We start from the raw sequence: 15,371 nt of genomic DNA, 5'->3' as shown, positions 1-15,371 counted from the left end.
CAGCAGGGTCGTTGAGGGCATGGAGATCTTCTATCGCGTCGCGGCGAGTCGGAATTGGACGGAAAGAGATGGATACGCAACTTGCCAAGGCAACCAAGGCCCTTCGAAAAGCGGTAACGCAGTTGGAGTGGCTGAAGCGGCAGAACGATGCGCTGCTCTCACGCATCAACGAGCCAGTCGCGGTGGTGGGTATCGGATGCCGCTATCCCGGTGGGGTGGATTCGGCGCGTGGGTTGTGGGATCTGGTGGCCCGTGGTGGGGACGCGGTGTCGGAGTTTCCCACCGATCGGGGTTGGGATGTGGAGGGACTGTTCGATCCTGATCCGGATGCGGTGGGCAAGACGTACTGCCGACGGGGCGGGTTTGTGTATGACGCCGGGCAGTTTGATGCCGGCTTTTTCGGGATCGCTCCGGGTGAGGCGCTGGCCATGGATCCGCAGCAGCGGCTGCTGTTGGAGTGTTCATGGGAGGCGTTGGAACACACCGGTATTGACCCGCTGTCGTTGCGCGGCTCGGCTACCGGGGTGTTCGTCGGGACGATGAACCCCGACTACGCGGCGGGGCAGGGATTGCAGGCGGTGGAGGGCTACGGGTTGACCGGTTCCGAGGCCAGCGTGGCTTCCGGGCGCATCGCGTACGCGTTGGGGTTGGAGGGCCCTGCGGTATCCGTGGATACGGCCTGTTCGTCGTCGTTGGTCGCGCTGCATCTGGCGGTGGCTTCGTTGCGATCGGGGGAATGCGATGTGGCGTTGGCCGGTGGGGTGACCGTGCTGGCCACTCCGGCCCTTCTAGTGGCCTTTTCCCGACAGCGAGGGCTGGCGGCCGACGGTCGGTGCAAAGCGTTTGCCGCCGCCGCCGACGGAGTCGGGTGGGGTGAGGGTGCCGGGGTGGTGGTGCTGCAGCGGCTATCGGATGCCCGTCGTGACGGACGTTCGGTGTTGGCGTTAATCCGCGGCAGCGCAATCAATCACGACGGAGCCAGCAACGGATTGACCGCACCCAACGGATCGGCTCAGCAGCGGGTGATTCGGGCGGCGTTGGCTAGCGCGCGGATCTCGGCGGCGGAGGTGGACGTGGTCGAGGCTCACGGGACGGGCACTACATTGGGTGATCCGATTGAGGCTCAAGCCTTATTGGCTACCTACGGGCAAGACCGCCCCGCGGAGCACCCGTTGTGGACGGGTTCGATCAAGTCGAATATCGGCCACACCGCGGCCGCGGCGGGCATCGCCGGTGTAATCAAAATGGTCCAAGCGATGCGTCATGGTGTAATGCCGGCGACGCTGCATGTGGATGAACCGACACCGCATGTGGATTGGTCGGCGGGAGCGGTGGCGTTGTTGACCGAGCCGCGGCCCTGGGCGGTCGACGGAGGCCGGCCGCGCCGGGCTGGGGTCTCCGCGTTCGGGATAAGCGGCACCAATGCGCATGTGATCGTCGAGCAGGCGCCGGCCGAGTATGTCCAGCCCGAAAAGAGCTATGAACCAAGTGAGTTCAATACATCCGCGGCGCTGCCGTGGGTCGTCTCGAGTAAGACCGCGGCGGGGCTGGTCGCTCAGGCGGGCCGGTTGTTGGCCCATCTCGAGGCCAATGACCAACTGGATCCCGGTGACGTGGGGTGCACCCTGGCGCGGCGGTCCACCTTCGCGCATCGCGCGGTAGTGGTCGGTCAGGACCGCACCGCGTTGTTGGCCGGGTTGGCCAGTCTAGCTGGCGGAGAGCCGGGGGTGGGCGTGGTGACCGGACGGGCGGCCTCGGTGGGCAAGACCGTCATGGTGTTTCCCGGCCAGGGAACCCAATGGGTGGGAATGGGTGTCGAATTGCTTGATTGCGCACCGGTTTTCGCGCAACAGATCGAGGCGTGCGCGGAGGCCCTTTCAGAGTTTGTGGATTGGTCTCTGACCGAGGTGTTGCGGGGTACGCCCGGGGCGCCGGGGCTGGATCGGGTGGATGTGCTGCAGCCGGTGTTGTTCGCGGTGATGGTGTCGCTGGCCCGCTTGTGGGCGTCGGTGGGCGTGGTTGCCAATGCTGTGATCGGACATTCGCAGGGTGAGATCGCCGCGGCCTACATCGCTGGTGCGTTGTCGCTGCGTGACGCCGCACGGGTGGTCACAGCCCGCAGCGCATTGCTCAAGGCACTGACCGGGCGCGGCGGCATGGTGTCGCTCGCGTGCGGTGCGAAGCAGGCAGCAACGCTGTTGGCGCCCTTGGGTGATCGGATCGGTATCGGCGCGCTCAACGGCCCGTCGGCGGTGGTGGTTTCTGGTGAGTTGGATGCGATCGAGGAGCTGCTGGCACGCTGTGATGCCGAAGGCGTTCGGGCTCGACGTATTGAGGTGGACTATGCCTCGCATTCCGCCCAAGTGGAGGTGATCGGCGCCGATCTCGTTGAGGCGCTGGGTGATATCCGGCCGAGTTCATCCGCGGTGACATTCATCTCGACGGTCACCGGCGACATTGTTGATGGCGCCGCGCTGGATGCCGAGTATTGGTACCGCAATATCCGCCAGACGGTGCTGTTTGAACAGGCGGTGCGGCGGTGCCGCGAGCAGGGGTATCGGGTGTTTGTGGAGGCCAGTTCGCATCCGGTGTTGGTGGCCGGTATCGAGGATACCGTCGCCGATGGTGGCCACCCCGACCTCGATGCAGTGGTGGCGGTTCCGACGCTCGGCCGCGACGAGGGCGGGTTGGCGCGGTTCTGGATGTCGGTGGGCCAAGCCTTTGTGGCTGGGGTGGGGGTTGATTGGTCAGGGTTGTTCGCCGCCAGCGGTGGACGTGTGGTGGAGTTGCCAACGTATGCCTTTGCCCGGCAGCGGTTCTGGTCGACGTCGGGATCTGCGGGCCGAGCTGATGCGGCCGCCTTGGGGCTGGCTGAGGTTGCGCATGGTCTCTTGGCGGCGGCGGTGCAGCTGCCCGACACCGGTGGGGTGGTGTTGACGGGACGGCTGTCGCTGGCAGCGGTGCCGTGGCTGGCCGATCACGCGGTCGGTGGGCCGGTGTTGTTTCCCGGTACCGGTTTCGTGGAGTTGGCGCTGTGCGCGGGTGATCAGGTCGGCTGTCCCGTGGTGGAGGAGTTGACTCTGGCCGCGCCGCTGGTGCTCGGCGAACGCTCCGGGGTGGCGGTACAGGTAGTCGTCGACGGCGCGCAGGAGTCGGGGCAGCGCTCACTGGCGGTGTACAGCCTTGGTAGCCAGCCGGATTCCCAGTGGGTGCTGCACGCCCACGGCATCTTAGCGGCTAAGGCGGAGCCGGCAGCACCGATACCGGATTTGGCTGTGTGGCCGCCAGCGGGCGCGACGGCCGTGGATGTTACCGATGTCTATCAGCAGTTGGCGCTACGCGGGTATGACTATGGTCCGGCGTTTCAAGGCTTACGGGCCATGTGGCGACGAGGGCGGGAGATTTTCGCCGAAGTCGCCATTGCTGACGGTGCCGGGATGGCGGTCAGTAGTTACGGGATTCATCCGGCGCTGTTGGATGCCGCCTTGCATTCCGGGATGCATCTGGCTGAATCGGAGGCAGACTCCGAGCAGATGATGTTGCCGTATTGCTGGCAGCAGGTGTCCTTGCACGGTGTGGGTGCCGAACGAGTGCGGGTTCGGATGGCCCCGGCCGGGCAGGGCGCGGTCACACTCCAGCTTGCTGATCGGGCGGGGTTGCCGGTGTTGTCGGTGGGTTCGCTCATCACACGGCCGGTTTCGGCCGAGCAGTTGGGTGCGGCGGTGGCCAGGGCTACTGACGGGACAGCCGATCCGTTGCTGAACCTGCTGTGGTCACCACTACCGAGCTGTCCGGCCGTCGGTACTGCCCACCGCGGCGATGCTGGCGACGTGGTGGTCTGGGAATGCGTCTCGGCCGGGGAAGCCGTGGTGGACTCGGTATACGAACACACTCATGCGGCGCTGAAGGTACTGCAGTCCTGGCTGGCGGCCGACCGGTCGGGCACCTTGGCGATCTGCACTCGCGGCGCCGTGGCTTTACCCGGCGAGCAGGTCACCGACCCGGCCGCTGCGGCGGTGTGGGGGTTGGTGCGCACAGCGCAGAGCGAACACCCGGGCCGAATCGTGTTGATCGACACGGACATTCCCGCAACCAGCACCGAAATGACGGTGGGCGTCGCGGGGTGGGTCGCTTCGGGGGAGCCCCAGTTGGTGGTGCGCAACGCCACGGCGTATGCGGCTCGGCTGGTGCCCGTCGCCTCGGCACTGCAGCTACCGGAGGAAACGTCAGCGTGGCGGCTGGCCTTGGGCGGTAGCGGCACGGTCGACGATGTTGTGGTGGAGCCGTGCCCGCCGTCGTCGTTGGGGGCCGGGCAGGTGCGGGTGGCAGTTGCCGCGGTGGGGGTCAACTTCCGCGATGTGTTAGTGACGCTGGGAATGTATCCGGGCTCCGCCCCGGCGCTCGGCGCGGAAGGCGCGGGGCTGGTGGTTGAGGTCGGTGCCGGAGTGAGCGGGTTGGCCGTCGGGGACGCGGTGATGGGTCTAACCGGTGGCGGGTCGCAACCGGTGGTGGATCAGCGGTTGCTCGTCAAGGTCCCCACGGGGTGGTCGCTTGCCCAGGCCGCCGCTGTGCCGGTGGTGTTCTTGACCGCGTTCTATGGGTTAGCGGATCTAGCTGAAGTACGGCCGGGCGAGTCGGTGTTGATTCATGCCGGCACCGGCGGGGTGGGCATGGCCGCGGTGCAGTTGGCTCGGCACTGGGGGTTGGAGGTTTTCGCCACCGCTAGCCGCGGCAAGTGGGACACGTTGCGTGCCATGGGTTTTGACCACGACCACATCGGTGATTCGCGCACGCTGGAGTTCGAGGGCAAATTCATGGCGGTCACCGGCGGTCGCGGGATCGATGTCGTGCTCAATTGCCTTGCCGGCGAGTTCACCGACGCTTCGCTGCGCCTGCTGGCCAAGGGGGGCCGCTTCATCGAGATGGGCAAGACCGACATCCGCGATCCACATGCGATCGCCCGGCAACATCCCGGAGTGAAGTATCGGGCATTCGATGTGCTAGACGCCGGACCGGCGCGCCTGGCGCAGATGTTGGGGGAGCTCAGGGGACTGTTCGAGACTCGCACGCTGCATCCGTTGCCGGTCACGACCCGGGATATCCGCTGCGCCCGCGAGGCCTACCGGTTGTTGAGCCAGGCCAACCACATCGGCAAAGTGGTCCTCACCATGCCTCAGGTGCTCGCCGATGACCTGGCCGCCGGCACGGTGCTGATCACTGGGGGGACCGGGATGGCCGGCATGACCTTGGCCCGTCATCTGGTGACCCACTACGGGGTGGGTCATGTCGTGTTGGTCAGCCGCCATGGCGAGCAGGCCCCGGGTGTGGACCAGGTGGTTACGGAGTTGGAGAGTGCCGGAGCTCGGGTGGTGGTGGCGGCTTGCGATGTGGCCGATCGGATTGCGCTGGCGCAGTTGATGGCCCGGCTGGCCGCTCAGTGCCCACCACTGACGGGGGTGATTCATGCCGCCGGGACACTCGATGATGCGCTGATCGATTCGTTGACTCCCGATCGGGTGGATGCGGTGTTGCGGGCCAAGGTCGACGGCGCCTGGAATCTGCATGAGGCCACCGCTGATTTTGCGTTGTCGATGTTCGTGTTGTGCTCCTCGATCGCCGGCGTGGTGGGATCTCCGGGACAGGGCAATTACGCGGCGGCCAATGCGTTCTTAGACGCTTTGGCCAACCATCGGCGCAGCAGCGGGTTGGCTGCGACCTCGCTCGGATGGGGGTTATGGGAAAAGGCCAGCAGCATGACCGCTCACCTCAGCGACCGCGACAAGGATCGCATGCGCCGCACGGGGCTGGCGGCAATGACCAGTGCGCAGGCCATCGAATTCTTTGATGCCGCACTGATCGCCGCTCACCCCGCGGTGGTGGCCACTCGCCTCGACCACAACACACTGGCTAACCCCGCCCGGAACGCTCAACTACCACCGGTGTTCGACGGGCTGGTCACGCGCCGGTCTCTGCGGCGAGCCGCCGCTGGCGACGGCACGGCATCCGAATCGGCATTTGCTGACCGGCTGCACGGACTGACCCCCGATCAACGACATGAGCTGCTCACCGAGGTGGCGTGTGCGCAAGCCGCGCTGGTCCTGGGCCACCCGAGCCCCCGAGACATCAACCCCGACAGCACCTTCCAAGACCTCGGGTTTGACTCGCTCACCGCCGTCGAACTCCGAAACAGACTCAAAACCGCTACCGGACTGACTCTTTCGCCCACCCTGACCTTCGACCACCCCACCCCCACCGAGCTCGCCCGCCACCTCGGGTACCAACTCGACGGCAACGGCCATCGCCAAGTCAACGGCAGCGAATTGGGGATTCCCGAATCCGAGGACGAGCAGCTGCGGTCGATTATCACCGGCATCCCGATCAGCGACCTTCGAGCCGCGGGCCTGCTGAACGAACTGTTGCACCTGGCGAATGCGAGAACAACGCCAGGGCCAGATCGAACCGACCGCGACCGCAAGGAACTGGAACGTCTCATCGATTCCTCAACCCCCGAACAACTGCTCGCGATGGCCCTCGAAGCCTCCACAGCCGATGTGACGGGCACCGATAACCTCCCAGGTTGACCCAGCGACGCCCCTCTTACACACTGCCCGTAATGTGTAAACAAGGTCGATCTGACAACCAACGAGGTAGGCGGAATGACTCTCTCCGACCAAGCCGGCGCTCCGGCGGGTTCGCAGGCGGCTGGCTCAGCCGCCGATCAGCCGGTGATCTATGAGACCCTCGACGAGGGACGCATCGCCCGGATCTGGCTCAACCGGCCCAACGAACACAACGCACAGAACCGCACCCTGCTGGTTCAGCTCGACGAGGCATTCCGCCGCGCCGAGGCCGACGACACCGTGCGCGTGGTAATCCTGGCGGCGCGCGGCAAGAACTTTTCCGCCGGTCACGACCTCGGCTCGGATGCGGCGATGCTGGAGCGCAAACCCGGGCCTGCGCAGCATCCGACGTACCGCTCGCACGGCGCCACCCTGGATCCCATCGCGGAAAAGCTGCTTCACCAAGAGTGGCATTTCTTCTTCCAAAACACCTGCCGCTGGCGCGATCTGCGCAAGATCACCATCGCCCAGGTGCAGGGCAACGCCATCTCCGCGGGGTTGATGCTGATCTGGGCGTGCGACCTGATAGTGGCAGCAGACAATGCGAGGTTCAGCGACGTGGTAGCGGTACGGCTGGGCATGCCCGGCGTCGAATACTATGCCCACCCTTGGGAATTCGGCCCACGCAAGGCCAAAGAGCTGCTGTTGACCGGTGATTCGCTGGACGCCGACGAGGCCTACCGGCTTGGCATGGTGTCCAAGGTTTTCCCGGTAGACGAACTGGCCGACAAGACTCTGCAATTCGCGCGGCGCATCGCCGAGCGGCCCACGATGGCCGCATTGTTGGTCAAGGACTCGGTCAACGCCGCCTCCGACGCGATGGGCTTCACCGAGGCGCTGCGGCACGCCTTTCACGTCCACGAGCTGGGTCATGCACACTGGGCGGCCCATAACGAAAACAGGTTTCCGGTCGGTCTGCCGCCCGACGTCGAGGATTGGCGCACCGCCAAGCCGACGAAGATCGCCCGCCGCGACGCGCCCTAGAGCCGCCGCGCACCTTACACCGCCGAGCAGACGTAAAAGCCCCCAATTCGAGCCGAATTTGGGGGCTTTTACGTCTGCTCGGCTGGCATGGTTCTATGGCTCACATGCAGCTCTCATTCCAGGACCGCACTTACCTGGTCACCGGCGGTGGCAGTGGAATTGGCAAGGGGGTCGCTGCCGGGCTGGTCGCGGCCGGTGCCTTCGTCATGATCATCGGGCGTAATCCGGACCGGCTGGCGGCGGCGGTCCAAGAAATCGAGGCGGAAGCATCCAATGGCGGCGCAATCCGCTACGAGCCTGCTGACGTCACCAACGAGGACGAGATCGCACGCGCGGTGGACGCGGCGACGGCGTGGCACGGCCGGCTGCATGGCGTCGTGCATTGTGCCGGTGGCTCGGAGACCATCGGGCCGATCACCCGCATCGACTCCGAGGCATGGCGACGAACCGTCGACCTCAACGTCAACGGCACCATGTACGTCCTCAAGCACGCCGCGCAGCACATGGTGCGCGGCGGCGGCGGATCCTTCGTCGGGATCTCGTCGATCGCGGCCAGCAACACCCACCGCTGGTTCGGCGCCTATGGGGTGACTAAATCGGCCGTCGATCACCTGATGCAGTTGGCCGCCGACGAACTCGGCGCCTCGTGGGTGCGGGTCAACAGCATCCGCCCGGGCCTGATTCGTACGGAACTTGTTGCACCCGTTACCAATTCGCCGGAACTGAGCTCGGACTACGCCATCTGCACGCCGCTGCCACGGCACGGCGAGGTCACCGACGTTGCCAACCTGGCGATGTTTCTGCTCAGCGATGCGGCCAGCTTCGTCACCGGACAGGTCATCAACGTCGACGGCGGCCAGATGCTAAGGCGCGGCCCGGACTTTTCGGCGATGCTGGAGCCGGTGTTCGGCTCGGACGGGCTACGCGGGGTGGTCTGAGCCATGAAGCGACTAGCGGGCAATCGGGTTCTGGTGACCGGCGCCGGGTCGGGGATCGGCCAGGCCACCGCACTGCGGCTGCTGGACGAGGGTGCCGCGGTGGTCGGCGCCGATATCGCAACCGATGGCCTGGCCAAGACCCGGGCCCGAGCCGACGAGGCGGCCACCGGTGACCGGTTGAGCACGCTAGAAATGAACGTCGCCGACGAGCAAGCGGTGGTCGACGGCGTGCGTCAGGCCGTCGACGCCCTCGGCGGCCTGGATTCGCTGGTCAATGCGGCGGGCATGTTGCGCGCCGCGCACACTCACCAGACCAGCGCCGAGCAGTGGAACCAGATCATCGCGGTCAACTTGACCGGCACCTTTCTGGTGGTCCGCGAAGCGCTGCCGGCGCTGCTGGCCAACCCGCGCAGCGCGATCGTCAACTTCAGCTCCACGTCGGCCTCGTTCGCGCATCCATACATGGCGGCCTATGCCGCCAGTAAGGGCGGCGTCCAGGCCTTCACCCATTCGTTAGCGCTGGAATACGCCGGCCAAGGGCTGCGCGCGGTGTGCGTGGCGCCGGGCAGCATCAAATCCGGGATCACCGACGCGACCGGCGGATACATTCCGCAGGACGCCGACTGGAAGCTGTTTTCCCGGCTGCTGCCGATCCTGCCAACCACGGTGCAATCCAGCGGCACCGGAATGGCCGATCCGTCTGTGGTGGCCGGCGTGATCGCGATGCTGGTGTCGCAAGACGGCGCTTTTATCACCGGCACCGAAATCCGCATCGACGGCGGCACGCACGCCTGACCGTAGCCTGATCGGCTACGGCACCAGCCGATTGAGGTTGAACAAGCCCGAGATCGCGGTGCCCATGTTGAAGAAGCCGGAGCTGAAGCCGCTCAGATTGGGGGGGAAGGAGCCCGGGACCGCGGTGTTTCCAATGCCCGAGGTAAAGGTGTTCTGGACGGTGGCGCCGCTGATCGTGTTGAAGAAGCCCGAGACGGCGCCGTTGAATGGCGCGCCGGTGGCCGTGTTGTTGAAGCCCGAAATTCCGCCCGGGAAGCCAGCGCTTCCGCCGGTGTTGTTGAAGCCCGAGTTAATCAGGCCGGTGTCGGTGGTGGCCCCGAAACCGGTGTTCACATTGCCCGAATTCCAAAACCCCGTGTTCGTGGAACCCGAGTTCCCGCTGCCGGTATTTATCCCGCCCGAATTCCAGAAGCCCGTGTTGATGCCGCCCGCGTTCCCAAAGCCCGTGTTCTCGCTGCCCGCGTTGCCAAAGCCGGTGTTGAACTGGCCCGCGTTTGCGAAGCCGGTGTTTCCACGGAACGCGTTTCCGAACCCGATGTTCTCGGCACCCGAGTTCCCGAAGCCAAGGTTGTTCAGGTGGCCCGGCTCTAGGGTATTGGTGCCCGCATTGAAGATGCCCACGTTGCTGCTTCCGGAGTTGAAGAAGCCAATGTTGTTGGTGCCCGAATTGCCGAAGCCGATGTTGCCGCTGCCCGAGTTCAGCAGGCCGGCCAAGTTGATGCCCACCTGATTGTCGCCGGTGAGCCCGATCCCGATGTTGTTGTTGCCGGTGTTGCCGAAGCCGAAGTTGCCGTTGCCGGTGTTTCCTGCGCCGGTGTTGAAGTTGCCGGTGTTACCGCCGCCCTGGTTTCCGTTGCCGGTGTTGCCGAAGCCCATGTTGTTGTTGCCGGTGTTGCCCATGCCCACGTTTTGGCCCAGCGTTACGCCGCTGGCCCGGTTGCCGAAGCCGATGTTTCCGGCGCCGAGGTTTCCGGACCCAACGTTGTCGCTGCCACGGTTGCCGCTGCCGATGTTTCGGTCGCCGAGGTTACCGCCGCCCACGTTGGAGCTGCCGTTGTTTCCGTCGCCGACGTTGCCGTTGCCGGTATTGCCGCTGCCCAGGTTCGTGTTGCCCTTGTTGCCGATGCCCAGGCTGGGCAGGCTGTTAAGGAACTGCTGCAGGCTCGTCGGCAACGGCAACTGCGCTGCCGCCGACGACGCCCCGGCGTGATAGCCCGTCATTGCGGCCACATCCTGGGCCCACATTTGCTCGTACAGGCCCTCAACGGCCATGATCGCTGGGGCGTTGAGCCCCAACAGATTCGACCGGATTAACTGCAGGAACGCGTCGCGGTTGGCCGCCACCAGCTGCGGATGCACCATCGCGGCCCGCGCCGCCTCGAAAACGTTGGCCACCGCCTTAGCCTGCCCGGCCGCCCCTTGCGCCTGGGTGGAGGCCGCACCCAAAAACGCCGCATAGGGGGCGGCCGCAGCCGTCATCGCCGCTGACGCCGCACCCTGCCAGGCCTGCCCCGCCAGCCCCGAGGTCACCGAGGAAAACGACGACGCCGCCGTCGCCAGTTCCGACGCCAACCCGTTCCACGCCGCCGCTGCGTCCAGCATCGGCGCCGAACCGGCACCTAGGTACATCCGCAACGAGTTGATCTCTGGTGGCAACACCGCAAAGTTAGCCATGACTGACCCTCCTGCCCGTTTCCACCGGCCGCCGCCGAGGCGACTCGCGCCCGACTCGGAATCGAGTAATGCGTCATAGATGCTATGACGGCGGCCGCGCCGACATTGGGTTTTGCGAAATGTGGCAGGCCTGATTCGCCGATCTGGGCGGATCGATGATGCTGGCCGGGTGCGCGAGCCGGGCCACGGCGTTAACCCGTTGCAGCGCAACAGAAGCCGCCGAGTGCGGCCCTCCAACCCTGGAACGTCGGATGCCGCGGCCGCGCGCTTTCCTTGCGCTAATCCGAAGTTGCCGTCGCAACTTCGGGCTAATTCAACGCCGCGCGCTCTACGCGCCCAAATTCCACGCCGCGCGCTCTACGCGCCCTAATTCACGCAGGGAACGCCGCCACCATCGATCGGCTTGCCCTGATCGGGCGTCGGGTAGGTCGTTGTGGTCCCGTTGTAGTAGTACGTGTTGGGCTTGGCCGAAGTCGTTGTGGTGGTGGTAGTGGTCGTGGCTTCGTCATCGTCGGGCAGCGAGAAGTTGGTGTCCACGGTCACCCGGATGTGTCCGGGCGCGATGCTGGCGTCCGGCTTGTTGGGTACATCGATGCCGAGCAACGTCGCCACGTTTTGGGCGTCGGTCTGCGCACCGGCGCCGTAGGCGATCGTGGTCGCCGACGGATCGCCATATTCGCGGTCACGGACCTGACCCGCGGTGTAGCCGCGTTTTTTCAGCGCGCTGGAGACCTGGGAGGCCATGCCGCTGATGCTGCCGGCGTTGATCACGTCGACGACGGTGGCTGGGTTCGGCTTGGCGGCAGTAGTGGTGGTTGTTGCCCGTGGGGCGGTACCGATGGCCGCCGCTATCTCGGCCTTGATCGCGGCCGGATCGATGATGTTGACGTCCTGGCCGTCGATGTTGTCGTAGCGCACCACGGGTAGCGTCCGGAACTCGACGTTCCCACCGGCCAGGTCACCCATTCGGCGGAACAGGTTCTCGTCCCAACCGGCAGATAGCACTACGTCTTTGCGGGCCACGGTCATCAGGCTGTTGAGCCGGTCCAGGTTGGTGAAGGTGCCCGAATCCTGCAGATCCCGCATGACCGACGACAGAAATGCCTGCTGGCGGTGGGTGCGGTCCAGGTCGCCGTTGTCCAGGCCGTGACGTTGCCGTACAAAGGCCAGCGCCTGGGACGCGTTCAACCGCTGGGGCCCGGCGGGAAAGTCGGCTCCGGAATATGGGTCATAGACGGCGTGGTTCAGGCAGACATCGACGCCGCCCAGGGTCTGCGCCAGATCGTAGAAACCAGCCAGGTTGATCTCCGCGAAGTAGTCGATCGGGACGCCGGTCAGGCTGCGAACGGCGCGCAAGGTCGCGGCCCGGCCGGCTTCGCGGCCCCGCATCTCGAGCTCGCGCTGGGAGCTCACACCCTGGTTGGCGAGCTGCTCCGCGACGTACTGCTTGGTCAGCCCGTACGCCTCTTTGATCTTGATGTGGGTGTATCCCGGAACGCCGGTGAAGGGCACCCAGTCGTCGCGGGGAATGGAGAAGGCGACAACTTTGCCGTCGGCGCCGACGTGCACGAGGATCAGGGTGTTTGTGTTGTAGCCGCCTTGATCGGAGTCGCCGGCGTGTAGCTGTTTCAAGATTGACCAGGGCAGGTCGTTGCCCTCCTGGTCTTTCCGCGAGTCCAGCCCGATGAGCAGGATGTTCATGTTGTTGCCGGTGGAACGCGGATCTTCCGCGGTCAGGGCCTGCGAAATGGTGATGCCGCCCAGTGCGCCGTGGGCGACGTAGTAGCCGGCCCCCGTCATCAGCAGGGCCACGGCCGAGACCAGCGTCATAAAGCTGCGCGTCAGCCGTCGACGTACCCGCGACGGCTGAGGAGCGGTGCGAAGCCGATGACTACCCGCCATTGGCAGCCTGACCAACCACCAGCCAACCAACCGGCATCTGCCCAGCGGTTTGCGGTGATGTCACTTGCGGCATGCCGTCCAGTATGCGGCAGATTGCTGTGGAGCCCCCACTCCAGACCCTGTGATGTGGGCAGATTCACCCGCGGTGTCCTGTCCACCGCACGGCCGGTTCATTTCCGCTACCAGCGCGTTCTGGCTACAATTCGCCAAGTTCGGAAGTACTTGGGAGGCTCTCAGGACGCATGGTGTCTGACCAGATCGACCCTAACTGGCCTCCGCCGGCCTACGAGCCAACTGACGATATCGACACCACCCCGCCGCCGGCGGAATCCCCGCTCGGGCGCATCCGCTGGGTGGTGGCCGCGGTGGTGGTGCTGATAGGTATCGCGGCCCTGGCGGCCGTTATGTTCACGGGCGAGGATCGTGGTCGCCCGAATGCCAATCCGACGTCGCCGCCGCCTACGACTGCCCCGACGGCCACGACGTCGCCCGCCGCCAACGCAGCCGGGTGCGGACCCGACGAGGCAACCGCGGTGTTCGCCGCGCTCGCCAAAATCCCACCCGATACCAAGACGGGCCAGCCGTGGAACCCCAGGCCTGAGTCCAGCAACTACGGCCCCTGCGATGACCTGTCCGCGGTCGTAGTGACGGTCCAGGACGCGACGCGCAGTTCACCCGACCAAGCGCTGATGTTTCATCGTGGAACGTTCGTTGGGACCGCCACGCCCAAGGCATATCCGTTCACCCAAATCGAGGAGCCCGCCTCCACCGCCGACCTCGTTGTCCTTACCTATCGATCGCGGCAGAGCTGTGACACTTGCGACGACGGCACCCTGACGATCGTAGGGTTTCAGTGGCAAGGTGACCACGTCCAGGTCCTCGATCCGTTGCCTCAGACGGTAGATTCGCCGCCGTGATCCCGACCCCCGAACCGAACACGGATGGAGCATGACCGCGCCGACTTCCCCGCCGGCCGGATGGTATTTCGATCCCGACGGTTCAGGGGGCCAACGATATTGGGGCGGTGACCACTGGACTAAGCACCGCCGGCCGGATCCTTCGGCCCGATCGCCGTTGGCGGCCTTCGCTGCCGGTGTGCGCCGGCGCTGGTTAGGAGTTCCCGCGGCACTGCGGTTGACGTTGTCCATTGCGTTGGTGCTGATTCTGGTCGGGATCGGCTTCGTCGTCTGGATGCCGTCGCCGCCCGACGACTGGGCGCGGCTACCGCAGCGACTCAACTGCCAGCTGCAAGCCGGGCCAAAGCCGCCGGGCAGCATTACCGTGGCAGCGGTCGACGTCAAGCACCCCCGAACCAGCGTGCTGGAGCTGGTGGTTCGATTCGCCCAGCCGCTACCGCAGTCACCGACGGGCTCGCACGCTTCGGGCTTTGTCGGTTACGTCCTGAACTACAGCGTCGCCAACAATGGCAAAAAGTTCGTCGAGCTGGGTCCGGAAGAGGACACCGATGACCTTGCCATCGATAGCACGTTGGCGGCCAACTCCGGTGAGGCATCCATGCGGCCGGACCGAGACACCAACGCCCGCCGGACCGAGCCCGACACCATGCAGATCTACCTCGAGCTCAAGCGGCTGGGGATCGATCGCCAACAGGTGAATCCCGAACTCACCATCGAGTCGCAGTACAACACGCCGTCGACCACAACGGTAAAGTTCGCCACGCAAGTCTGCCGCGGCTAACGAAAGCTGTTCTGGCAGTTAACAGTACAGGTACGCGATGTGCCAGCGGCCGTTCACATAGTCGGCCGTGAAGTGGCCGCCCAGCCGCGGATCGGAGTCGTTGATGTTTCCGGAGCCCCCAACGTAGGGCCGGAAGCCGGGCGGATCCCAGGTGACCGACTGTGGATTGGATGGCATGTCGGGTGTGCAACCGATCTGCTTCTTGACGTAGCCATCAATGATCCGCTGCTCCGCCGTGGCTTGGTCGCCAGCGTCGGGAGCCGGATCTGCGGCGCACAGATACGTTGCACCACAAATACTTTGGCTTGCGGTGACGAGCGCGACGTCAATCACGGGTGCCGTCGGTGCGCCGGCACCGCATGCCAACACGAAAAGTACCACGATCGCGGCGCAGCCGATCCGCCCGACACGTCTGCTGATGCGCATGTTGCCTCCTGGGGCATTCGGACACCAAAGGCTACCGCGTGTTGACGACCTCCTCTCCGGACATGTAGCACAGCCGAATGTTGGAGCCAAATACGTCTTCGATGATGACTCCGCCGAGTGGTTCGATTTCGTAGTAGTAATGCACGAAACCATGCGCGTCCACTGCAGTGGCACAGGTGCGGCCCGGAGCGCCGCATCGTTGCTTGATCGGCATCGCGAGTGCGGCGATCACCAGCACGAGGGCGATCGCGATCACCAGTGGCGCTCTCCTCAAGTACCAACCTCGTTTCAAGCAGGATGCAGCACGGATGGCAGTGTAGGCGACCGGGGCTGG

Annotated in this window: 10 protein-coding genes; 6 read left to right on the top strand and 4 right to left on the bottom strand. The window is 65.3% G+C overall.

Going from position 1 to position 15,371, the window contains the following annotated elements:
* Nucleotides 1–68: 68 nt before the first annotated feature.
* The 4 genes from AADZ78_RS24305 to AADZ78_RS24290 all read left to right on the top strand — a co-directional run bounded on the left by AADZ78_RS24305 (nt 69) and on the right by AADZ78_RS24290 (nt 9,337).
* Nucleotides 69–6,581 (top strand): type I polyketide synthase, encoded by a 6,513-nt coding sequence (locus AADZ78_RS24305; protein WP_085249555.1) that lies wholly within the window; start codon nt 69–71, stop codon nt 6,579–6,581.
* Between the two features lie 75 nt (nt 6,582–6,656).
* Entirely contained in the window at nt 6,657–7,604 is a 948-nt protein-coding gene (locus tag AADZ78_RS24300) for an enoyl-CoA hydratase (protein ID WP_085249556.1), read from the top strand.
* A 104-nt stretch (nt 7,605–7,708) separates the two neighbouring features.
* Nucleotides 7,709–8,542: an SDR family oxidoreductase gene (locus AADZ78_RS24295; protein WP_085249557.1), complete on the top strand. Its 834-nt coding sequence runs from the start codon at nt 7,709–7,711 to the stop codon at nt 8,540–8,542.
* 3 nt (nt 8,543–8,545) lie between these two features.
* Nucleotides 8,546–9,337, top strand: a complete 792-nt coding sequence (locus AADZ78_RS24290) for an SDR family NAD(P)-dependent oxidoreductase (protein ID WP_085249558.1) — start codon at nt 8,546–8,548, stop codon at nt 9,335–9,337.
* Between the two features lie 15 nt (nt 9,338–9,352).
* Here the strand turns inward: AADZ78_RS24290 and AADZ78_RS24285 are convergent, their stop codons facing one another.
* Together AADZ78_RS24285 and AADZ78_RS24280 are read right to left on the bottom strand one after the other, a co-directional pair.
* Complete coding sequence (locus AADZ78_RS24285; RefSeq protein WP_085249559.1) at nt 9,353–11,011, bottom strand: PPE family protein; 1,659 nt, start codon at nt 11,009–11,011, stop codon at nt 9,353–9,355.
* A gap of 366 nt (nt 11,012–11,377) precedes the next feature.
* Complete coding sequence (locus AADZ78_RS24280) at nt 11,378–12,913, bottom strand: LCP family protein (RefSeq protein WP_085249560.1); 1,536 nt, start codon at nt 12,911–12,913, stop codon at nt 11,378–11,380.
* Nucleotides 12,914–13,158: 245 nt separating this feature from the next.
* Here AADZ78_RS24280 and AADZ78_RS24275 point away from each other — a divergent pair, with 245 nt between their 5' ends.
* Nucleotides 13,159–13,830 carry an LppP/LprE family lipoprotein gene (locus AADZ78_RS24275; protein ID WP_204801633.1) on the top strand — a complete coding sequence of 224 codons (672 nt, stop codon included), beginning with the start codon at nt 13,159–13,161 and terminating at the stop codon, nt 13,828–13,830.
* Between the two features lie 31 nt (nt 13,831–13,861).
* Nucleotides 13,862–14,611, top strand: a complete 750-nt coding sequence (locus tag AADZ78_RS24270) for a DUF2510 domain-containing protein (RefSeq protein ID WP_085249562.1) — start codon at nt 13,862–13,864, stop codon at nt 14,609–14,611.
* 18 nt (nt 14,612–14,629) lie between these two features.
* On the opposite strand, the gene AADZ78_RS24265 is transcribed toward AADZ78_RS24270, so the two are convergent.
* Together AADZ78_RS24265 and AADZ78_RS24260 are read right to left on the bottom strand one after the other, a co-directional pair.
* A complete protein-coding gene (locus tag AADZ78_RS24265) occupies nt 14,630–15,037 on the bottom strand; it encodes an integrase (RefSeq protein ID WP_085249563.1) in 408 nt (135 codons plus the stop codon).
* Nucleotides 15,038–15,068: 31 nt separating this feature from the next.
* Entirely contained in the window at nt 15,069–15,311 is a 243-nt protein-coding gene (locus tag AADZ78_RS24260; protein ID WP_085249657.1) for a hypothetical protein, read from the bottom strand.
* Nucleotides 15,312–15,371: the final 60 nt, after the last annotated feature.

It is taken from the genome of Mycobacterium riyadhense (genome assembly GCF_963853645.1).
GTDB classification, from domain to species: domain Bacteria; phylum Actinomycetota; class Actinomycetes; order Mycobacteriales; family Mycobacteriaceae; genus Mycobacterium; species Mycobacterium riyadhense.
The sequence above is the reverse complement of the archived record's forward strand: the minus strand, read 5'-3'. Positions and strand labels throughout refer to the sequence as shown.